The organism is Bifidobacterium sp. (assembly GCF_022647885.1).
Taxonomy (GTDB): domain Bacteria; phylum Actinomycetota; class Actinomycetes; order Actinomycetales; family Bifidobacteriaceae; genus Bombiscardovia.
Genome location: NZ_JALCLM010000001.1, coordinates 2184069 through 2205491, shown reverse-complemented (window position 1 = coordinate 2205491; position 21423 = coordinate 2184069). Strand labels below are relative to the sequence as shown.

19 protein-coding genes are annotated in these 21423 nt (G+C 48.4%); 10 read left to right on the top strand and 9 right to left on the bottom strand.

Annotated features, from left to right (window positions below; translation table 11 throughout):
• The first annotated feature begins 2 nt into the window (after positions 1-2).
• Genes LKI20_RS09275 through LKI20_RS09265 form a run of 3 tightly spaced genes read left to right on the top strand, consistent with a single transcriptional unit; the run spans position 3 to position 3067 of the window.
• The gene (locus tag LKI20_RS09275) at positions 3-920 is read left to right on the top strand and encodes an ABC transporter permease (RefSeq protein WP_434734920.1); all 918 of its coding nucleotides are present in this window, start codon (positions 3-5) and stop codon (positions 918-920) included.
• On the top strand, positions 911-1822 hold the full coding sequence (locus LKI20_RS09270) for an ABC transporter permease subunit (protein ID WP_291773055.1): 912 nt from the start codon (positions 911-913) through the stop codon (positions 1820-1822). The genes LKI20_RS09275 and LKI20_RS09270 overlap by 10 nt, the downstream gene beginning before the upstream one ends.
• A gap of 3 nt (positions 1823-1825) precedes the next feature.
• The gene (locus LKI20_RS09265; protein ID WP_291773053.1) at positions 1826-3067 is read left to right on the top strand and encodes an ABC transporter ATP-binding protein; all 1242 of its coding nucleotides are present in this window, start codon (positions 1826-1828) and stop codon (positions 3065-3067) included.
• A gap of 72 nt (positions 3068-3139) precedes the next feature.
• Here the strand turns inward: LKI20_RS09265 and LKI20_RS09260 are convergent, their stop codons facing one another.
• From LKI20_RS09260 to LKI20_RS09250, 3 genes are read right to left on the bottom strand one after another with little or no spacing between them, the layout of a single operon-like run.
• Positions 3140-4417, bottom strand: coding sequence for an ABC transporter permease (locus LKI20_RS09260; protein ID WP_291773051.1), 1278 nt, complete (start codon positions 4415-4417; stop codon positions 3140-3142).
• The gene (locus tag LKI20_RS09255) at positions 4404-5633 is read right to left on the bottom strand and encodes an ABC transporter permease (RefSeq protein ID WP_291773049.1); all 1230 of its coding nucleotides are present in this window, start codon (positions 5631-5633) and stop codon (positions 4404-4406) included. The genes LKI20_RS09260 and LKI20_RS09255 overlap by 14 nt, the downstream gene beginning before the upstream one ends.
• A gap of 43 nt (positions 5634-5676) precedes the next feature.
• Complete coding sequence (locus LKI20_RS09250; RefSeq protein ID WP_291773047.1) at positions 5677-6663, bottom strand: ABC transporter ATP-binding protein; 987 nt, start codon at positions 6661-6663, stop codon at positions 5677-5679.
• Positions 6664-7128: 465 nt separating this feature from the next.
• Between LKI20_RS09250 and LKI20_RS09245 the strand changes: the two genes are divergently transcribed.
• Both LKI20_RS09245 and LKI20_RS09240 read left to right on the top strand, forming a co-directional pair.
• On the top strand, positions 7129-8259 hold the full coding sequence (locus LKI20_RS09245) for a sensor histidine kinase (protein WP_291773045.1): 1131 nt from the start codon (positions 7129-7131) through the stop codon (positions 8257-8259).
• Complete coding sequence (locus LKI20_RS09240) at positions 8256-8897, top strand: response regulator transcription factor (protein ID WP_291773043.1); 642 nt, start codon at positions 8256-8258, stop codon at positions 8895-8897. The genes LKI20_RS09245 and LKI20_RS09240 overlap by 4 nt, the downstream gene beginning before the upstream one ends.
• 143 nt (positions 8898-9040) lie before the next feature.
• Here the strand turns inward: LKI20_RS09240 and LKI20_RS09235 are convergent, their stop codons facing one another.
• The 6 genes from LKI20_RS09235 to LKI20_RS09210 all read right to left on the bottom strand — a co-directional run bounded on the left by LKI20_RS09235 (position 9041) and on the right by LKI20_RS09210 (position 15397).
• A complete protein-coding gene (locus LKI20_RS09235) occupies positions 9041-9841 on the bottom strand; it encodes a mechanosensitive ion channel family protein (protein ID WP_291773040.1) in 801 nt (266 codons plus the stop codon).
• A gap of 136 nt (positions 9842-9977) precedes the next feature.
• Positions 9978-11261: a ferric reductase gene (locus LKI20_RS09230; RefSeq protein WP_291773039.1), complete on the bottom strand. Its 1284-nt coding sequence runs from the start codon at positions 11259-11261 to the stop codon at positions 9978-9980.
• On the bottom strand, positions 11255-12205 hold the full coding sequence (locus tag LKI20_RS09225; protein WP_291773036.1) for an FAD:protein FMN transferase: 951 nt from the start codon (positions 12203-12205) through the stop codon (positions 11255-11257). Before LKI20_RS09225 ends, LKI20_RS09230 begins: the two co-directional genes overlap by 7 nt.
• Entirely contained in the window at positions 12202-12747 is a 546-nt protein-coding gene (locus tag LKI20_RS09220) for an FMN-binding protein (RefSeq protein ID WP_291773034.1), read from the bottom strand. The genes LKI20_RS09225 and LKI20_RS09220 overlap by 4 nt, the downstream gene beginning before the upstream one ends.
• Positions 12748-12995: 248 nt before the next feature.
• Positions 12996-14027 carry an adenosine deaminase gene (locus tag LKI20_RS09215; protein WP_291773032.1) on the bottom strand — a complete coding sequence of 344 codons (1032 nt, stop codon included), beginning with the start codon at positions 14025-14027 and terminating at the stop codon, positions 12996-12998.
• Between the two features lie 80 nt (positions 14028-14107).
• Positions 14108-15397: an MFS transporter gene (locus tag LKI20_RS09210; protein WP_291773516.1), complete on the bottom strand. Its 1290-nt coding sequence runs from the start codon at positions 15395-15397 to the stop codon at positions 14108-14110.
• Between the two features lie 437 nt (positions 15398-15834).
• Between LKI20_RS09210 and LKI20_RS09205 the strand changes: the two genes are divergently transcribed.
• From LKI20_RS09205 to LKI20_RS09185, 5 genes are all read left to right on the top strand, one after another.
• Positions 15835-16908, top strand: coding sequence for a helix-turn-helix transcriptional regulator (locus LKI20_RS09205; protein WP_291773030.1), 1074 nt, complete (start codon positions 15835-15837; stop codon positions 16906-16908).
• Positions 16909-17061: 153 nt separating this feature from the next.
• Positions 17062-17256 carry a 50S ribosomal protein L28 gene (gene rpmB, locus LKI20_RS09200; protein WP_034253227.1) on the top strand — a complete coding sequence of 65 codons (195 nt, stop codon included), beginning with the start codon at positions 17062-17064 and terminating at the stop codon, positions 17254-17256.
• A gap of 237 nt (positions 17257-17493) precedes the next feature.
• Complete coding sequence (locus tag LKI20_RS09195; RefSeq protein ID WP_291773027.1) at positions 17494-19857, top strand: ATP-dependent DNA helicase RecG; 2364 nt, start codon at positions 17494-17496, stop codon at positions 19855-19857.
• 104 nt (positions 19858-19961) lie between these two features.
• The gene (rsmD, locus tag LKI20_RS09190; RefSeq protein ID WP_291773025.1) at positions 19962-20582 is read left to right on the top strand and encodes a 16S rRNA (guanine(966)-N(2))-methyltransferase RsmD; all 621 of its coding nucleotides are present in this window, start codon (positions 19962-19964) and stop codon (positions 20580-20582) included.
• 165 nt (positions 20583-20747) lie between these two features.
• A complete protein-coding gene (locus LKI20_RS09185; protein WP_291773024.1) occupies positions 20748-21359 on the top strand; it encodes a nitroreductase family protein in 612 nt (203 codons plus the stop codon).
• Positions 21360-21423 lie beyond the last annotated feature (64 nt).

Genomic DNA, 21423 nt, shown 5'->3' with positions numbered 1-21423 from the left:
GTATGAGTTCCATCTCAGCAAATAACGGACGGCCCCTAGAAAGGGCTGTTCGTTCGCGTGCTATGAGCCCTGCTCGTCGAAGAAGTCTCGGCACTGCAGCAGTCACCATACCTTTTTTCTCGTATGTAGCAGCATTCCTGATATTGCCCACGGGAATTGTCATTGTCGGAGCATTTCTGTCGCCTACCAACGCGTTCACTCTCGACAATTTCAGCAAACTCACACAGGCCAACACTCTGGAGTCTTTTTGCACATCTATCTTAGTGTCTATTCTCTCGGCTGTGATTGGCGCTATAGCAGGGGCCTTAGTGGCATATGCGCTAGTTATTGGTGCAAAACCAGATGGAGTAATTCGGCGCATTATCGTTGCTTTGTGCTCTGTGCTCGCGCAGTTTGGCGGTGTTATGCTGGCTTTCGCTTTCATTGCAACTATTGGCATCAACGGCGTGGTCACGATGATGTTGCAGCAATTTTTCCATATCACGGTGAGCCCAAATTGGCTTTCGAGTCTTCCAGGCTTGATTACCGTGTATTGCTATTTTCAGATTCCTCTGATGATTATTACCTTTCTACCCGCAATGGACTCGATACGTCCACAGTGGAGAGAAGCCTCAGAATCATTAGGCGCAAACAGTTGGCAATATTGGACCAGTGTTGCCTGCCCAATCCTGTTGCCTCGATTTATTAGTGCCACGCTGCTGCTCTTTGCTAACAGTTTCTCTGCATATGCCACTGCTGCTGCGCTGTTCTCTCAACGCTCGATTATTGTTCCGTTGATGATTCAGGGCGCCATTCGTAACGAGATGGACCCGGGACAGCAAGGATTTGCACAAGTATTGGCATTTGCAATGATCGTTGTTGTGGCAGTGGTGATGGTACTCAGTCATGCATTTGAGAAGAGTTTCGCAAAATGGCAGTAACAACATCTACAATTCTGACAACTCACAACAGAAAATCTGAGGATTCTTCACCATCGGCAATTATCAACGCTCCTGCCCCTCAACTGCGAGCAGCACGAGTACGCAAGCAACGAATCATAAAAGCGGTTATCTTGCTGGTGGTTTTAGCCTTCTTGCTAGTGCCCCTGCTCGCTATGTTGTTGTTCACCGTTCGCCAACCACTTTCAGGGCAATGGGGTCTAGACGCGTGGAAGGCAATATTCACTGGCAGTGGAGATTCACTAGGAACAGATATGTCGATTCTGTGGCAAGGTTTAGGTGTATCACTCGCGTTATGCGTAGTTACGGTGCTGATGGTGTTGGTTTTGCTAATCCCCGTAATGGTGATTACGTATCTACGTTCGCCGAAATTGGCTCGTTTAGTGGAGTGGGTGAGTACCTTACCCTTGACTATTCCCGCAATTGTACTAGTGGTAGGTTTAGGTCCAATTTATCGGTGGATTTCAGCAGATGTGCTTTCGACTGATCCAATATGGCTGTGTTTCGCATATACGATTTTGGTCATGCCATTTTCGTATAGGGCACTTGCTGTAGGGATGCGTTCAGTTGATATGCGTACGCTAACGGAAGCTTCACGCTCATTGGGAGCATCTTGGCCTGTTCTATTTTTCAAGATCCTGTTACCAAATCTTTGGCAGAGCATATTGTCGGCCGGATTTATTGGCATCGCCGTGGTGATGGGGGAATACACCGTGGCTTCTTTGCTCGGTCGAGTAAACCTTCAAGTGGCTTTGTACCAGCTTGGGCAATCAAATTCACAGATATCTACAGCTATGGCGTTGTTAGCTTTGGTATTCGGTGTGGTGCTGCTGGTGGTGCTCGACATCATCGCGGACTCTATACAACGACGGAGGAATGCATAGCTTATGACAATAATGAACAAGCAGTCTGATGACATGTTGTCATCGACGCAACAAACACCTTTGCTGAGTCAAGAACATGACAATGTCGTCTCGCGTAGAGGAACTGAAACTATTCGTGAGGCAGTACAGGTGTTGGAACAATCAGATGCTGTAGGTGGAGGAGTGCAGCTGCAGCAAGTGTCCAAAGCATACTCAGGAGTCACAGCACTTCAACATTTCAACCTCGATATCAGGCCTGGCGAGATGGTGGTGCTACTTGGACGTTCGGGTTGCGGTAAGACCACAGCTTTGCGCTCTTTGGCAGGTTTGGAAGATATAGACTCGGGACGTATTGTTGTCGGTGGCCGTGATGTGACTGGAGTTCCAACGAATAAGCGCGACATGGCGATGGTGTTTCAGGCGTATTCGTTATTTCCTCATATGACCGCTTTACAAAATGTCGCTTTTGGACTTCAAGTTCGTGGTATGACGAAGTCGCAGTGTCGGAGCAAAGCTGGCGAGATGTTGGATTTAGTTGGTCTGGGAGACCAGAGCAGCAAATATACACACCAGATGTCAGGTGGTCAGCAACAGCGAGTCGCTTTGGCTAGAGCTCTGGCTATATCCCCTAAAGTATTGTTGCTGGATGAGCCGCTTTCTGCGCTTGATGCTAAAGTTCGTGTCTCGCTGCGTGAAGAAATTCGCAGAATTCAGTTAGAAACTGGCACAACTACGCTCTTTGTCACACACGATCAGGAGGAAGCCCTTGCGGTGGCAGATCGCGTTGGCGTAATGAATGCTGGCCGTATTGAACAGATTGATGCTCCTCAGCAGCTGTATCAGTCACCGCGTAGCGAATTTGTGGCGACATTCATAGGCTTAACTAATCGTTTGCCTGGCCAATTGTGCAACGGTGGTGGTGAAGCGATGGTATTTGGACAGCGTGTGCCTCTTGTTCAACCACTGAATGATGATGCATCATCCGATGCAGTGATCGTTCTGGTGAGACCGGAGAGTTTGGCCTTGTCACTTAAGGTCGAAGCAGTCGAACACCAAATGCATGGTGCTCCTGCGAGAGTCACAGATATCCAGTTCCTTGGAGCTGTGATACGGGTTACCTGTGATCTGCACGTAGAGCACAATACTATTAAGCCTACCGAGCTTGTGGTGGTGCAACTATCCGCTAGTGAAATGATTCCTGGTCTTGTACCAGGTGCTGAAGTGCTTATCGCTCCGCGGCCTGTTGCAGCTTTAGCTATCAGATAGCTTAAACTGTGACGACGCATTTCGGATGTAATCGAATCTGATTGTGCTGCGACCCTTTTAAGAGACTGCGCTTCAGCCTAGTTCTGTTAATCGGGTAGTTTTCTGAGTCTGGTTTACCGGATGGCTGACTTTGAAGCGTCCGATGGCTAGACCTATGCAGAGGAAGGCTAGTCCGAATGTTGCCATTACGCCAAGCGATTGGAGCCAACCATAGATATCGTAGCCAGAGGACGATGCAGTCGAAATTCCTAATGCATGGTCTATGGATGCAGAGAACCACCAGCCTGGCGTAAGTTTACCGACCATAATCATCACTTTTGGCATAACAGATGGGTCGAAGGCGGCCCCAGAGGTGAACATCAGCACCATGCCCATTACTACTGATACGCCATTCGCAGCTGAACTTGAAATACTGAATTGCCCTAGCATATACCCAAAGGCAATGGCAACAAAGGTAAATACCAGCAGAGTAATAATCGGTAAGCTCATTTCAGAGATGCTCAGTACTGAGAATCCAGGATTGTGAGGCATCGTTAGCGCAACGGTGGCGAAGGTATAGAACAGCCAGCACACGAGTCCGATAATCAAGCTCGCGAGTAGTTGTTGACTGTCAAGGGCATAGGATTTCACCGGAGATGCTGTTATGCGTCTTTTGGTTTCTACCGTATTAAAGATGCCAATGAGCAATGATACGCACACTGTCAGGGCTGTGAATAGCGGATAAATAGACAGCTTCATTACCAAGCCAAAGCCATTTGCTAATAATCGACTGGATTGAGTGTTGCTTTTCACTACCTGAATGTCAGCGTTGTCTTCAGTGCTGGAAGTGTGCTCGAGGGTAATATCTACTGCATTATCCAAGTCTTGATGCTGCTGAGCATGTAAGACATTGCGCACTTGTGTGAAATAGCCATCAACGTCGATTTTTGCTAAAGATCCTAAACCAGATGTGTAGCTTACGGTACTCTCTACACTCGGTGGTTGGTCGCCAGTTGTAGCTGATTGTTCAAATCGCTGAGAATAGCCATGTGGAATCACCACTATCAAATCAACGTCATTTCGTGCAACGGCATCTTGTAAGCTTTGCTTATCTTCTGATAGTGTCACGATTTTACTGCTCGTAGCTAGGCGTTGACGAAGTCCTTCTCCAAGTTTCCCGCCGTCTGTGTCGATGACTGCTATTCTAGGGCGGGTCTGTTCAAAACTTGTTGACGCATCGACTGGTGTGCTGGCAGAGGTAATAGCTGAAGATCCCATCACTAGCATGAGTGATCCCAGTCCGACCATATAAATCAACAAGTAGAGTTTGTGTCTCCACATTATGCGCATTGCCGCTTTACAGGTGTTCATAGCGTTGTCTCCTCATCAGTGTGACAGCGGCAGCTAAACACACGATACTCATTACCATAATGATGCCGCTCGTGCGTAAGAAGGGTTGGTAACTGTCGTAATACAACAAGTCGTAAAACAACTCTGATACCTGCTTCACAGGATTAAATATGTGTAGTACTGGGAAATTCCTGCTGATAGCATCGCTGACATTCATGGCGTACTGACCGTATAGGCCAGCAAATAATGCGCCGATACAGGCCATAGCAGTGCTGATACCAATTTTCATGCCTTGTGAGAGGCGAGGAAGTACTCCGATGAGTAGTCCGAGTGCAGTAGCAACAAATGATGAGATTATCAGGGCAATGATTGCCAATGCTTCGCGACCTCCTGCAGATATGCCACACACGTATCTGATGTAGAGGAAAGCTGTTAAGAGGCTCAAAAATGAAGCGAAACAACTTGCGCAGAACGTTGCCAGAAGTTGTTTCCATTTCGACAACGGTGCAATTGAGCGACGTGCACCCAGCGCTGAAAGATTCGCTTGCGACAAGGTAATTGATATCACTGCGTAACTCATAGACATCAGGCAGGTCATACCTAGCAGGGCGTAATAATATCGCGCGAAAGGATCAGGTGCGAAATGGGTGAGTGTGCGATCTTTGGTGTAACTATATGACGCTGTTGAATCAGATGCGCTTACTGATGAAGCACCGTTTCGAGCCTGGTGCGTATTGCTATCCGCCATTGCGGTGGCAATAGACGTATTCTGGTTGAATTGCGTGATAACGCTACGCAATGCCGTCAGAGTGATGCCTGAACTTGTGGTGGAAATGGAATTAGTAGCGTCAGCCACAACAACGTCCAAAACGCCGATTGCTAGTTTTCCATTGGTGTTTGCATATAGGTACCCGTCAACTTTGCGTTCCTTCACTAATGTTGTCGCTTGATCGACTGAACTGACATTAACAGGGGAGAGCAGTGTTTGTTTTGAGCTGCTAGTATTGCTGCTCTGAGTATCTGAGAGCGTGTCGACGAAACTTTGGGCACCATATGTATGACTCCAATTGGAATCTTGAACGATTGCTATGCGTTGTGGCGTAATCTCATCTCCGCCTAAACCGCTGAACATACCAACAAACAAGCTCGACAAAATGATAGGGAATGCAAAGAGCCAAAATACATTGATTTTTTCACGCAGATTGACCTTAATAGTGGTCAGCACAGTAGTCCACACGGTACAACCCTCCTCATTTATACTTGGTAACGGCCATCAATATTCAGTCACGCAATGCTTTGCCAGTTAATTCCAGAAACACGTCGTTCAGGGACGGTGGTCGCGAAATCAGATGTCCAATACTGCTCCCACTGGCGTTCAATATATCGAGCAAATCGGCAAGATTCCGCTCACCGTGTCTACACGTTACTGTGAGCTCGTTGCCGTCGTAATCGGCTTGCACCACAAATGGGAGTGACTGTATAGAGGTGAGGGTCTCAAGCCTCAGATCTAAGGTGTTGATGGAGATGCGCTCGCCAAGGTCAATCATGTCTTTGAGTTCATCAGCGCTACCTAGTGCGATGCGTCTTCCATGATCCATAATCATGATGCGTGAGCAGATCTGCTCGACCTCTTCCATATAATGACTGGTGTAAAGCACAGTGACACCTTCATCACGCAAATGCGTAATTCCTTCGAGAATTGCATTGCGGCTCTGAGGATCGACCGCAACTGTCGGCTCGTCGAAAAGCACCAAATCAGGATGGTGTGCGATGCCACACGCGATATTGAGCCTGCGTATCAAACCTCCCGACAACTTTCCAGGTCGGTATTTGGTGAAGTCCTCGAGGCCTACGAATGCTATCGCTTCCTGAACTAGATGAGAGCGTTCTTCTCGGTTTGAGACATACAGCGAGCAGAAGTAATCAATATTTTCTTTGACAGTGAGTTCATTAAATACTGCTATGTTTTGTGGAACGACACCAATACGTCGTTTGATGCCATACGACATTGGAGTCATCGGAGCGCCAAACAGCGAAATATTCCCAGACTCATAGCTCAACAGTGCAAGCAGACAGTTAATAACTGTGGTTTTGCCAGAGCCATTCGGTCCGAGTAAACCAAATATTTCACCCTGTTTGACGCTCAAATCGAAGTGGTCCAAAGCGAGCATATCGCCGTAATGCTTAACCAGACCCGTTACGGATATGACATCATCGTGATTGATGGCTGTATTTGCTGCGTGGGTGTTGCTGTGAACGGTGCTCATGCTTGTATATTCCCACATAGTTATGCCTCGCGTTAGTGATCAGTGTCATCGGATCAAGTGATGTTTGTCATCATATTTGGCGGAGAAATACACAGGGCTAAGCATGTATCGTTAATGATGACAGAATGCTGAAAAGATGGAGTTGCTATGTGGCGTAGTGTGCTCAAACTCTTGATCTGGATGCTCTGTCTTATATGGGCAGTGATACTCGCAGACGGTACGCTCGAAGCTCCTCTAGTTGTAGCGCTACTGGTGTCGTTATCCGCTAGTGCTTTGAGTGAATGGTCGTTGCCGCGCTGGTATGCTTCGCTTCCATGTATATGCTTGTTCTTGGCAAGTATGTTCGTGCCAATGTTGATCCCATTCATACCTCTTTCATCATGCGATACGGGTTTGATATTGGGTGGCCGGCAAAGGCAAAGCGAATTGTATAAGAATACGCGTTTGCAGCCCAAGCTTCGCTTGATGCGCTGGTTACTTTATTTCGTTTGGTTTGCCGCTGTCGTTACATCTGTGATATGGAGTGACGCTACGAAGCTCGGCGTGCATATGGTTGTGGCATTGTTCAGTTTCATCACCTTCGGTATTGGTGTCACGTTGGCAGCCTTAAGCGCCGTGAAACTCCAGCTCCTGAGAGCGGAAGATTCTAGTAACGATGCCGTCAGGCGTATTCATGCTGACAGATTAGAAATGGAAACAGAGCGTATTCGTTCAACTCGTCATGCAACGCTTTTGGAACGTACCAGAATTGCTAGAGAGATTCACGATAATGTCGGGCATCTCCTCACTAGAGGAATTATGCAAGCCCACGCATCCCAAGTGCTCGCTCAATCCACAACTGATGAGCAGACTATCCAATCATTTCAGGATCTTGAGAATACCTTCGTGCAAGCTATGACGATGGTCCGCGACGCTGTACATGACCTTGATGAGCAGGGTAATGACTTTAGTAGCCAGATTGATGTGGCTGCACACTGCCTTGACTTGAGTGATACCAGGGGGACAGTCGGAACAGAAAATACCTCTGCATCAATAGAGGTTCACCTAGAGAATGCAATCCAAGATGCCCCTGTAGCTGTGACTCGCTGCTTTGTGATGACAATCAGAGAAGCTCTGAATAACACAGCACGGCACAGCAGTGCACACCATGTCACCATCATATTGAGGAATATGCCTGCACTGTGGCAACTGGTGGTTCAAGACGATGGCGCAGAGATACAAGCTGCACCGAGCAATGCTTATCCTGCCGGTATATCTTCGGATGAGGTTGCTTATGATGATTCAGCGCCAAGTTCATCGGAGTTGGATGGTGTACATCGAGAGCGTAGGCGCCCGGTATTCATGGCCTTCGGTGGTGACAGCAATGAAGGAAGTCTTCGACGTGGCATGGGCGGTATGGGTTTGGCAGATATCGAAGAACGCGCACAGCAACTTGGCGGCTCTGCATTGTGTGGCCCGTATGGTACCGGATGGAGAGTGTTTGTCTCTATACCAAAAGAACGGTGGCAGGATCTGGTAACGGATCAACATAAACCGGTGCATCAGATGAATACGCAAACAGATAACAGTCATGATTGTTCAGGGGGAGCGAAATGAAAGTTGCCATAGTTGATGACGACCCGATTGTGTGCTCGTCACTGTCCACAATACTCATCCAAGACAGTGAAGTGGAGGTGCTGTGGACAGCTTATGATGGCACTAGTGCAGTCAAGCAATACCAGTCTCTTAAACCTGATGTGCTGCTCATGGACGTGCAGATGTCAGGTGGTAATGGCCTAGATGCTGCCCGAGAAATTATCAATGACGATGAGCAGGCACGAATACTGTTCCTCACCACCTTTGCTGACAAATCCTATATAGAGCAGGCCTTATCTATAGGAGGTAAGGGATACCTGATTAAGCAAGATGTAGCGTCTGTGTTGCCTGCATTGCAGGCTGTAATGGCAGGGCAAGTGGTGCTTGGGGCCAAGGCTCTTTCGCAACTGCCTTTGGAAGGGAATTCGCCGGACGCGTCATCGCATTCTCAGGAATCCGACCATTTCGCAGCATTAAGTTCTCGTGAACGAGAAATAGCTGCACTAGTTGCTCAAGGTTTGGATAATCACGATATCGCGTCAAGGTTATTTCTTAGTGAGGGAACCATCAGGAACCGTATTAGCGATATTCTTACAAAACTCGATATGACTAACCGCACGCAATTGGCTATTTCTTGGATTCATGCACACGCGAGCTAGCGGTTAATGCGTGTTTCTCGTTTGTGTAGGGATTTTCAGCTAGAGGCCATGTATAAGATTTACGAAAACCGCAGAATTGCAACAATAAGCCGCTTGATATTCGACCTTGATATTTCGTAATCACTACACAAACGAGAAATAGCCTATTGAGATGTTGTAGGAAGGGTCGCAGCTAGGTTCTGGACAAGAAAATCCTGTCCAACGAGCGCCCTGACTACCAGATCTTGCACCATGGCGGGTAACACTTCTGGCTTGGCAAAGACCCAAAGTTCTGCGCTGACTCCGTATGGTGTAAAACCTTGAAATCTGACAACTGAGGGAATTGTCGGAACTGTCATGCCACTGGAGGCTTGGGAAGCAAGCGCCAATATTTTTTGAGCAGTAGTATCAGGATCGCAATTGCCGTTGATAATCAACGGAATACGTAGCATGGTGTCGCCATTTAATGACAACTTCTCTAAAGAAACTGTATTGAGCACTGAATTGGGAATCCATAGTTCATTTCCAGACAGTTCCGTGACGATAGTATGTCGCCATGTCACATCTTTAACAGTGCCGCTGGTCCCAGATATAGCAATCACGTCACCTGGCTGGATAACTTTTCCCATCATCAAACCAAAGCCGCCGACGATATTTGAAATGGTGTCCTTGAGACCAAAGGACAGCGCTATGCCGCTTACTCCCAAAGCTGTAGTAAAAGTAGTCGGATTTACCCCGAATACTGGTTGCATAATCATCATCGCAGCCATAATCCAGATCACAGCGAGCACAATATTGATGAATATTGATGCACTAGGAATTTGGGAGCGATCGAGCAATCGTTGGAGTGCTTTGGCAACAATTTTGGTGATGATGATCGTGGCAATAAGCGTCACTACGAAAATTATGATGCGATCCGAATATTGTGCCAACCAGCGCGACACTATTCCCCAAAAGCCTTCCATAACGCTCCCGTTCAGCTTCTAGCTAGGTGATAGACCTTATTCCTTTACAACTGGCACCATACTATCTGCTCACCGTGCTCTATCACACATAGCGCTCTATCACACATAGTGCATCTGTAAACGCATCTCTAAATTATTACCAGGTGAAAGGTTCATAACAGATATCATCAGCGCGTACCCCCTGAGACATGAGTAGACGACGCGAGCTTCTCAACATAGATGCTGGCCCGCCAATGAGATACACAGCATTGGGCAGCATTGCTGAGCTTAACTCGTCAGGAGAGAACCTACCCGCCTGGAGTTTCAACATACGATGATCTTTGGTAGACCAGCGTTCGAGCTCATCAGCGTACAGCAATTGATCGGTGCTGCGCGCTGAATACAAGAAATGAATTGGACGTTCTGAATCCTCATAAGCCAACGCAACAGGCAGTAAAGGAGTCACACCTATACCACCTGCAAATATCACCATAGGCCGTGCGGGATCACGTTCGTCGAGGAAACGTTGATATCGTCCGAAGGGAGGTAGTACTTCCACGGCAGCACCTTCATCAACTGCCTTGGGTAGCGTACGGGTGAAATCACCGTCACCGCGTATAGCCAAGCGAATCCTTGCAGATCTGGAAGGTACAGAAACAATGGAGAATGGATGATATTCTCCAAGTCCTTTGATCCTTGGGAAACGGATAAATACAAAGTCACCAGCCTCCCATGAGCCATGCAAAGCAGGCACATGGATATCAAGTTGAAGTACTCCTGGAGCGATTACTTGCACGGTTTCAACTGTGCCGCGATGCGCTCCGAAGCGTTGTATTAGCTTCGAACGAATGTATAGCACTGCAGCTAGCAGTGACATTGCATCGAAAACAATCATGAAGGGGCGAATAGTGTTCACGATAGGAATCAACTGAACATGGATAAAAATCAAGGTCACAGCGACAAGATTGAGCCGATGCAACCATACAGAAAATTCATGTCGGAAGAGTTTTTCCAGGGCTCGTTTTATTCGAGCGAGTATTCGTACTCGTGTGGTTAGCCATCCTGCCATAAACACCATGGACCAAACAGCGACTGAGATGAAAATCCAGAATGCTGCATTGCCGGTAAGCGCAATAAGGCCACTGGAAGGTAAAGCGCTACGGTGCAGTGCCGCAAGCATAATTGCGCCGAGACTGAGAATGCCATGAATCATATAAATATTCGGCAGACCTATCAGACGATCTAAGAAGTGTGGACGAGTACTCAGCATTATCGCAGTGAGCATCCAGCAATATGCGATCATTCCTGACTGAATTGCCAGAGCTGAGTCAGCGTACAACGGTGAAAGACCGTACGTTAGTAGAACTAGCAGAGGCATAGGTATGACGAATATAACGGTCAACCAGGTAAGAGCCAATGGTATACGCAGTTTTCTCAGCATGATGGTTCCTTTGATACTTTCGTGTTGAGTTCGACGGCATTTTGCGAAACAATAGAAGTGAATTGTTTATTACTTTGTTCTCCATGAACAAAGTGCAATACTTCTCCACTATTTCTGACTGCAATTGCATTAAGCGAGTGTTCTTGAGCTAGGGTCTTCCAGGAGTGCAATCCAGCTGCGATTCCAGCAGTAGACCACATGTCAGCATCTTCGACGCTATCACTGATGACGGTGAGCTGACGAAGTACTTCATCTTCATTGGTGTGCGTGATATGCATGCCACGTTTGTTGAATCCTGAAGTAGCGATACCTCCGTTATGAATTGCACATTGGGCGATGATCTCACTGGTGTTATTAGGGTTTTCAATACCGATTTTCCAGAGGTAATCGCTGTGCTGCGAGACTGCTACACGAATGTCACCACCACCATTAATAGCAACTGCTTCACAGCAGGCAGATTGAGAGTCATGGTGATCAGAGGGTGGAAACGATGTGAGTAATAGAGGACGAAGGAATCTGTCAAGCGCTGTCTCGATGGCCCACCCCTTAACGAGCCCAATTGGGTCATAAATTCCTTGATGAAAAGCATCGAAAGCTGTGTGTGTGAGAGTTTTTGCTAAGGCTGTTTTTCCACAGATTTCTTGGAAATCCTGATCGTCGAGCAGCGAAGACCATTCACCTCGTTGCGCCGATGAAACAAGCGAGTGAGATTTAAAGGGTGAGAACCGTAAATCTACATCACGAAGAAAATTTGTAATGTTATTAACAGCGACTTTCATCTCGTGCTGCGTCCATTCCCAGCAAGATTGATTGCCAAGACTCGCTGTTTGCCAGGGTTTCACCATGATGGTGAAGGGAATGTTCATCACTGCGATTACCTCGACCAGCATCTGAGGCACGGGGTGCAAGTCATCATGATGAGTCAGCGGTGTGATATCCGTCATGATGAACCTGCCTGAGTGGCTTGATTAATGGCATCTTGGAGTGAACCAGTGAAACCGGTATATGTTTCTGTAGCCCCACTAATCAGCTTGATATCTGAACTTTGTGCGTCGACTGCTTCTTGCTCATATGTAGGTATGACTTGTGCACTGATGCTTCGTGATTGTGCTGTTTCATTAGGATAGGTTATGGCTGTTACTGCGCTGATGCTGCCGTTTGCTACCGTAATCTGCACTTGAACATCACCGCGATTGGTGTGAATAAGTTCGCCGGTATAGCTTCCATCAGCAAATTGAGACGCGGAATCAGTCGCTGTATCTGTGCTTGAGCTAGAAGCGTCGGAAGAAGCGCTCTCATCACTTGATGTCGTGGAGGAGGCAGAGGGGGATGAGCTGCGATTGGTGTCGTCGGATGATGACGTGCTGCTTTGCTCAGAGGAGAGTGAGGCATCCATACTAGGCTTGAAAAAGAGCATGAACATATCCACAACAATGGCGCATGCTGCTACAACACCTATGGCTATCCCAGTTACTTTGCGTCGCATCGTGTCCCCCGGTGTGCGCAGGCAGGTTCTTCACTGTCGTCTGCTTGAGTATGAGTATTACTAAGAATAATGCAAGCGTGACAAACTTAAAAAAATTAGCTAGGTAGCTGGGAGCTTGTTGTGAGTTTTTTGTACGCAATATCAAGAGCTGCCAATAATCGCGTACTTGAGGCCACAACGTTGCATGGCTTCATGCTGCGTTGCTCTCGTGGGGCGGTAGCATCAACCATGCAATGACCTGATATATGTTATTGAAGCAGTGCTTGGTGGGACTGTTCCCAGAGGGCAAATTGTTTGAGCATATTGTCACGCTCAGTTTCTCCCCAAAAGGCTGCCCGTAAAGAGTTTTCGCCCATGCGTGCCAACTGAGAGAGTGTGAATCCTATGTCAGCGAGTGCATCGAAATTATCAGCAATATATCCACCAAAATAGGCAGGGTCGTCGGAATTAATGGTCAGTTGCACTCCACTGGTAATGAGTTGTTGCAATGGCAATTCACTCAGCTTGTTAACCACCTGCAATTTGAGATTTGATAGCGGGCAACAGGTGAGCGGAATATTACGCTCTTTCAGAATCTCTAATAGTTCAAGATCCTCAACCGATCGTATGCCGTGATCGATGCGTTCCACCTTAAGATCGTATATTGCCTGTTTGACGTAATCTGCTGGGCCTTCTTCACCGGCATGAGCGACTAGATGCAGACCCAGATCTCGTGCTCTATCGAACACGTCACTAAACAGCTGTGGAGGGTAGCCCAGCTCTGCAGAATCCAAGCCCAAACCGAGTAGTTCATCAGATCTATGAGCAAGGGACTCTACTATCTGCGCTGCAGATTCAACTGGTTTATCTCTAACAATGCATGGAATAAGACCTGAGCTAATGCCGTAGCGCTCGCGACCAAGAATCATGCCGCTCAGCAGTCCATCCAAAACTGTGTCGATATCAAGTCCGTTTTCGACATGTACTTGTGGGTCGAAAAATATTTCGCTTCGCACCACGCCAGCCTCGTTGGCTTTTGCCATATAGGCAAGCACAAGATCGCGAAAATCGTCAGCAGTGCGTAGAACGCTCATGAGTTGATAGTAAAGGTCAAGAAAGGACTGCAAATTAGTGAATTTGTAGCGCTGCCGTAAATCGTCTAGGCCTGAGAAAGGAAGTTGGATATTGTTGCGGTCGGCCAGCTCATATGCAAGTTCAGGTTCGAGCGTCCCTTCAATATGCAAATGTAATTCAGCCTTCGGCATCGTTCTGATGGCGTCGGAGATAGTAGGTGAAACCATAAAACCCCGTTTGTTGTTCTTTATCGGTCATGTGATGGGTCATAAGTGTAGTTCACCGTTTTGGCTGATTCGTAAATGTGTCACACCTCTGTGGGCGTCATATGTGAAGCTGTCGGATCGTTCTGTAGAGCGAGGAGAACCAAAGCCCCGATCAGCAGAATGCCGATGGAGAGCACACCCAGACTGGGATTGCCGGTGATGCTAGTGATGACGGCGACAAGGAAGGTGCCAAGCACGCTGGCGAATTTCCCGAAGATATCGAAGAAGCCAAAGTACTCATTCGCTCGATTCTTCGGAATCAATCTGCCGTAATACGAGCGGCTCAAGGCCTGTATACCGCCCTGGAACAACCCAACGGCGATGGCAAGAATCCAGAAGGCTGTAGCATTGCGCAGCAGGAAGGCTGCGAAGAACACGATGGCCATATAAGCGATAACTGCTATCACGATCATACGTTTGGTGCCGAATCTTCCCGAGCATTTTCCGTAGATGATGGCGCTGGGGAATGCGACGAACTGTGTCGCCAGAAGCGCCATGACCATTTGAGTGGAATCGATACCGAGTTGTGTGCCGTATGACGTTGACATGGCGATGATGGTGTTGACCGCGTCAATATATAGGAAGAACGCGAGCATGAAGAGTAGCAGTGATCTGTTATGTGCAATACGCAGCAGTGTGGTGCGCAGTTCACCGAAGCTTTGACGGATACTGCTCCCCATCTGTGATGCTGTGGCACGGAAATGACGTTGGCGGTAGCTTTTGACCAGTGGGACCGTGAATGCGGCCCACCACAGTGCCGTGATAATGAAGGCTATTCGAGTGCATTCCGCTGTGGATATACCGAAAAGCTCTGGACCGGCGAAAATCAGCGCTATACAGAGAATAAAAGGCACTGTCGAACCCACATATCCCCAAGCAAAGCCGTGCGAGGAGATACGATCCATCTGTTCGTCGCTGGTGACATCGACAAGCATCGAGTCATAGAAGGTCAAAGAACCGTTCAAGCCTATCGAAGATATGATGCAGAGGATGAGAAATGGCAGCCAGGTTAAGGGGAGAGCGAGTGCACAACAGGCCAGCATTCCAGTGCCGCAGAACCCAAGGAAGAATTTGATTTTCATTCCCTGAATGTCCGCTATGGAACCGAGCAGAGGCATCAGTAGGGCGATCACCAATGCGGCCGCGGTCTGGACGTATCCCCACGTCGAAACGATATTGCTCTCTCCGGCTTGCTTGAGCAGCGAATTCGCATAGATGGGGATGATTGCCGTCGATAACAGTACAAAAGCTGAGTTGCCTACATCATAGAGAATCCAGCGTTTTTCTTGAGATGTCATTCTAGATCGGGCGGAATTGCTTCGAGGTTCCATAGGGGCGCTGTTCGGGCTGACGCCGGCGATTTGTGCGTTGTCCTGCAATTCAGACGGCAGACCGGATGCTTGTTGTGCGACTGGGTTTGTCCCCGACATACTTGTCCTTTGCATACAGAGTGGTGCTGTGTTCGCTGTGTGGTGCCTAAGCGCTAAGGCTGGTTCAGCTACTGCTCGGCACGCTAACAAATGCGAGTGTCTATGAGGCTGAAAAGGTGTGAACGGAGAATGAATAGTCTTTGGTAAAAGGCTGGAAATAGCTCTTAAAAGCTTGTAATGATGCCGATGCAACCTGTGGTTGCGGACAACGAGTAGTTGCATTTTGTCTATGCAACCCGAAGCTGGTGGCGGGATTGCGCGAATTTCGGGAGAATTGAACCATCATGCAGCACAGTGCGATGGAGATTCGCCGGACGTATCTATGGGGAGGAATGATCATGGGCTTCAGTAACAATTTGCAGAGTCTACGTTCACAACGGAATATGACTCAGGAACAGCTTGCCATGTTGCTCGGTGTCTCGCGGCAGGCGATATCCAAATGGGAATCGGAGAAGGCATACCCAGAGATGGATAAGCTGCTGATGATCTGTGATCTGTTTGGATGCACTTTGGATGATTTAGTGCTCGGGGATGTGAACAAACCTCAGTCTATTCGTGGAAACGGGCAAACGGAGGGTGTACAGGCCGAGTTCCATACATCTCATCCTGTCTTTGGTGCTTCGGCGGGAGCGTCGCCGTCTGCGAAGTCCCACGTGCTCTCGACGGATATCACCGGATATGACGCTCATCGCAAATCCTTCTCGCTGAGAATCGCCTGCGGTGTTGCAGCGATTATCGCGGGCGCGTCCTTCTTGCCATTGCTTAATGAGGGGACTTCGGAGGATGGTATCGAGGGGTTTATTGCTATCGCGATATTGTTTATAGGGATCGTGATCGGCTTGTCTTTGATTATTCCAGCAGGAATGAGCCATGCCGAATTCAGGCGGAAACATCCTTTCGTCGAGAACTTCTATTCAGATGAGGATCACGCGAGGTCGGCCAGACAGCTCGCTGTCGGTGTGGTCACCGGTATTGCTTGCATCTTGGCAGGAGTGGCTATACTAATCTTCTCCGATGCCATGATTGAGACAGAATCCGGAGCACAAGGATGGTCGAATGCAGCGACCGCGGTATTGCTGCTTGCAGTGAGCATCGGCACCTTCTGTCTCATTCTTTTTGGAGTGCGCCATGGGATGCTTGATCTTAACGAATACAACCGCGAATCTGAGCAGGAGCAGGCGTCGCACAACTCATCTGGCAAATATGAGCGCATAAACGGTGCGGTTTGCGGCGTGATTATGATTTTGGCTACTATCGTCGCGCTTACCGTGATGTTCGGTGGGTCTCTCAGTATCAGCCTTTTTGGTCTGAATCTGCCCTTCTGGATGGCTTGGGTCATCGGGGGACTGCTGTGCGGCGTAACTAGCGTTATTTTCGAAGCTTTGGATGATGGGGTACACAAGAAATCGTAGTGTTGTGAACAGGCACTCTGAATGACAGCGATTTACATGGAGTTGCGCATCTGTGCAGGAGGCGCTATTCTAGTGAAGTTGTGTGTTCGGCCAGTCGCTTGTCGACAAGACGAATACCAAAGACTTGAACGTTAACGATTCTAGGGAGTCAACATGGCAGCTCGTTGCGCAGTGTGCGGTAAGGGACCGCAGACCGGTTTTTCCGTTTCGCATTCGCATATCCGCAATAAGCGCACCTTCCGTCCGAATCTTCAGGCGGTTCGCACCACTGTTGAAGGTCAGAACGTACGTGTGCGCGTATGTGCAAAATGCCTCAAAGCAGGCAAGATTCAGCGTGTAGCAGCCTGATTCGTGCCAAGCGGCATTCGCGTATATCCCCATGGCTTCGGTCATGGGGATATTATTTTGCCCAAATCGCATGCTTTTAGCACTTGTGTAGGGATTTGTAATCAGCAATGAGATATCAGCTCTGATAAATGGCTGATTTCCAATGTGAATACTGATGAAATCAACAGCAATCCCTACACAAATTGTTTTGGCTGACGTATTGCGTGTGTGTCGAGTTGAATGGTGACAATAGAAGGTATGAGTATTTCCTTAGACACCACGGTTTCTTCGTTGATGACGAACCGACGTCGTGTTGGAGCGCTCAAATCTCTTGGCGTGCTGACCGTTTTGGATGCTGTGACCTATTATCCATTTAGAGTGGCAGATCCTGTTCCTATCCTCCCTCTTCGTGATATATCTGTGGGGGCGTCAGCTGCTTTTGCCGGCACGGTGCAAGAACTTAGAGTTCGTCCTCTAGCGGCTCGGCGAGGGTACAGGGTTGAAGCGCTTGTTGAAGATTCGGCATTTGCTGTAGAACATGGTGCAAAGCCATCATCGGCGAATTTGGTGTTTTTTAGTTATAAGAAGCATTTTGTGGATTGGCTGAGTTCAAGATTGGAACAAGGTACTCAACTCGTCGTGCAGGGTGACTCGAGCTTCTTCAATGATCGTTTGCAGTTTACGCATCCAGAGACTTTAGTTGTCGGGAAGGATGTAGCTTCAGCTCAGGAAGGGCTGACGCGAGTATCGCGTCCAAGACCGGTGTATCACGCGAATTCGCGAATTTCATCTGAACACATTCATGAGTCCATTGTGAGTATGCTGCAAACATTGTCGGATAGCAATGAGCCTCATACAGCCTCTCCATCTGAACCGCAAGATGAGGTGGCGGCTGTGGATAGTTCCGCATCTGGTGTCCGCATGATTTCCGCAACAGATCTCAGCAAAGCAATTCCTGATATCTTGCCCGAGCCCGTCAGAGTCTCTAATGGACTGCTACATCGTGCTGAAGCTTTTGTGGGTATGCACGAGCCATCTGGCGCGGCGGAGTTTGCCAAGGCTATTGAAACTCTACGATTTGAAGAAGCTTTTATCTCTCAGACTGCACTCCTGCGTTCCCGTGAGGGAGTGCGTGCCACGCCAGGGTATGCATGTCCCTTCGATGAGGAACATACCTTATCGCGAGAGTTCATATCTTCTTTACCGTTTGATCTCACCGGTGGACAGCGCGAAGTTATAGCGTCCATTGAGCAAGACATGGCGAAGCAATATCCTATGCAACGCTTGCTTCAAGGCGAGGTTGGTTCAGGCAAGACAGTTGTTTGTGTTGCAGCCATGTTGCAGGCCGTAGATGCTGGAAATCAAGCAGTTCTGGTAGCACCGACTCAGGTACTTGCAGAACAGCATTATCAGACAATATCCTCAATGATCCAGAAACTCCCAGCTAGTGCCTTAGCGACAACGGGAAGCACCACAGCAGCTAGCATTCCTGTGGTGCTGCTAACCGGTGGTATGCGACTGGCTCAGCGTCGTAAGGTTCTGGCTTTAGCAGCTAGCGGCGAGCCATGCATCGTTGTTGCTACGCACGCCGCTTTCTCGACAACCTTTCAGGCGCCGAATCTTGCTCTAGTAGTTATCGATGAACAGCATCGTTTTGGCGTGGAGCAGCGAGAAGCTTTGAGACGCAAGAACGACATTGCACCTCATTTGTTAATCATGACGGCAACGCCAATACCTCGCACTGCAGCATTGACGTGGTTTGGGGATTTAGATATTTCTGAATTGCGCGAGTTGCCAGGAGGCCGTAAACCGATTCGCACCATTGTGGTGCAAGAGGCTGATAGTGGCACTATGAGTCGCATGTTCCTTCATATTCGCCAACGCATTGAGTCTGGGGAGCGAGCGTATATTGTGTGCCCTCGTATAGACGACACCAGTGAAGTTGAGGAAGATCCGCAGGGTGTGAGTCTGTTGCCCGTTGATGAATCAGATCAGGAGAGCAGCGTTCTGGCGTTGCATTCAGTTGAGGAAATTGAGCGGCGTCTGCAGGCCTTACCTCAGTTGCAAGGTATACGTATTGCCTCGCTCACGGGACGCGATGATGATGGGACTAAACAACAGGTTATGCATGATTTTGCTCTTGGAGAGAGTCCAGTTCTTGTTGCAACCACAGTGATTGAGGTTGGTGTGGATGTACCCCAAGCCAGTTGTATCGTAGTGTTCGATGCTGACCGTTTTGGTCTTTCTCAGTTGCACCAGTTACGAGGGCGTGTAGGTCGAGGAGGAACTAACAGCTGGGCATTTTTTGTTTCCCGCGCAGAGCAAGACTCTATAGCGGCTCAGCGTTTGGCGATTATTGAGCATTCGAGTGACGGCACTGCAATAGCTCAAGCTGATTTGGAATTGCGTGGAGCAGGCGATGTGCTTGGGGATGCCCAATCTGGCGGTCATTCATCGCTGAAGCTCCTTCGCGTGGTCAAGGATGCAGATGTAGTGGTTCGTGCGCGTAAACAAGCCGCTGAGTTGCTAGCAAAAGACCCCGAACTGTCTCAAGAAACATCGCTTGCAGGAGCAGTATTGGATTTTATGCGAGGTAATGAATCCTTCCTTGCTACCACCTGATAAGTTATGCAATCGGAGTCACTAGCTGGTTATCTCTGTGCGCGAGGTGATGTGGTGACGGCGTTTTGGTAGCAGTTTGGCGGTATTCATCGGATAATGGAAATATGCGTATCGTTTCGGGAAGATTCAAGGGATTTCAGTTGACTGCTCCCAAATCAGGGACTCGACCAACCACAGACAGAGCAAAAGAGGGGATTTTTTCACATCTCGAATCATATGGGGAAATCGAGGGCGCGAGAGTACTGGATCTATACGCAGGCACGGGAGCTTTGGGAATCGAAGCTTTGTCTCGTGGCGCGCATGAGCTGCTTGCCATCGAATCGGGAGCTCAAGCTGCTTCACTGATTTCAGCATCGTTGAAGGCGCTTCAACGCAACCCCTCATGGCTTACGACTGACTCAGCGAAGGTGATGCGCAACACGGTTGAACGTTTTGTACGTTCTGACTCTCATGCGACAGATGATGTACCGCGAAAAGCTTTTGACGTGGTGTTCATGGATCCACCATATGCGTTGAGCGATGATGATATACGATCGGTGATTTCTCAGCTGCTTGATGGTGGACTCGTTCAACAAGATGGTGTGCTGGTCGTCGAGCGTTCCGCGCGTTCGCCTGAGCCTGAAATTCCACAGGGTTGGGGAGTGCGACAACACAAAATGTATGGTGAAACGGCTGTGTATTACATAGAACGAGACTTTGAACTCTCAGACGATACGCGTGCTTGATGAAAAAGTTAAGGTATATGATAGCGATGGCACTGACAAAATGTTAGTGAAACAGCTGATGTTGCTTGGTGCTTCTTTACAGGCTGAAAGGTTAGAAGTAATCCTAATCTTAGACATGTAGATACGTCAATGACGTTGATAAACGTCAATTATAAGGAGATTCATATGGCAGTCGAAAGCGGTATTGTCAAAGCACTGAGCACCAGACACTCGGAATACGCTCTAACAGAAACCTCGAGTCTAAGCAATGAAGAGGTTGCTGATTTGGTTAAAGCTGTTGCTTTGCAGGTTCCCAGCTCATTTAATGGCCAGTCGCAGCGCGTACTGGTACTGTTCGGTGATGCAAGCAAGAAGCTGTGGGATATCACTCGTAAGGCACTGCGTGGCGTGGTTCCTGAAGATCAACCATTCGAGCCCACTGAACAAAAAATGACTTCTTTCGCTGCAGGGCAGGGGACCATACTCTTCTTTGATGATTCCGAAGTAACGAATGGCTTTGCCGAAAAGTTCGCTGCATATGCCGAGAATTTCCCAATTTGGGCCCAGCAGGCGAGTGGCATGCTTCAGCTTTCGGTATGGACTGCGCTGAGCGAAGCTGGCCTGGGTGGCAGCCTGCAGCATTACAATCCGCTGATTGACCTGGCAGTTGCGGAAGAGTTTGATATTCCAGCAACATGGCGTCTGATTGCTCAGATGCCATTCGGTGGAGTTTCCACACGTGCTCAGGGCAAAGAAAAGCAACCGATTGACGAGCGTGTCAAGGTTATTGGTCTCTGATTGTTCGTGAGTGAGCCGTGTGTGTAGCAGAAGACAGACTCTCTAGGTTTTCCGAGACACTGAG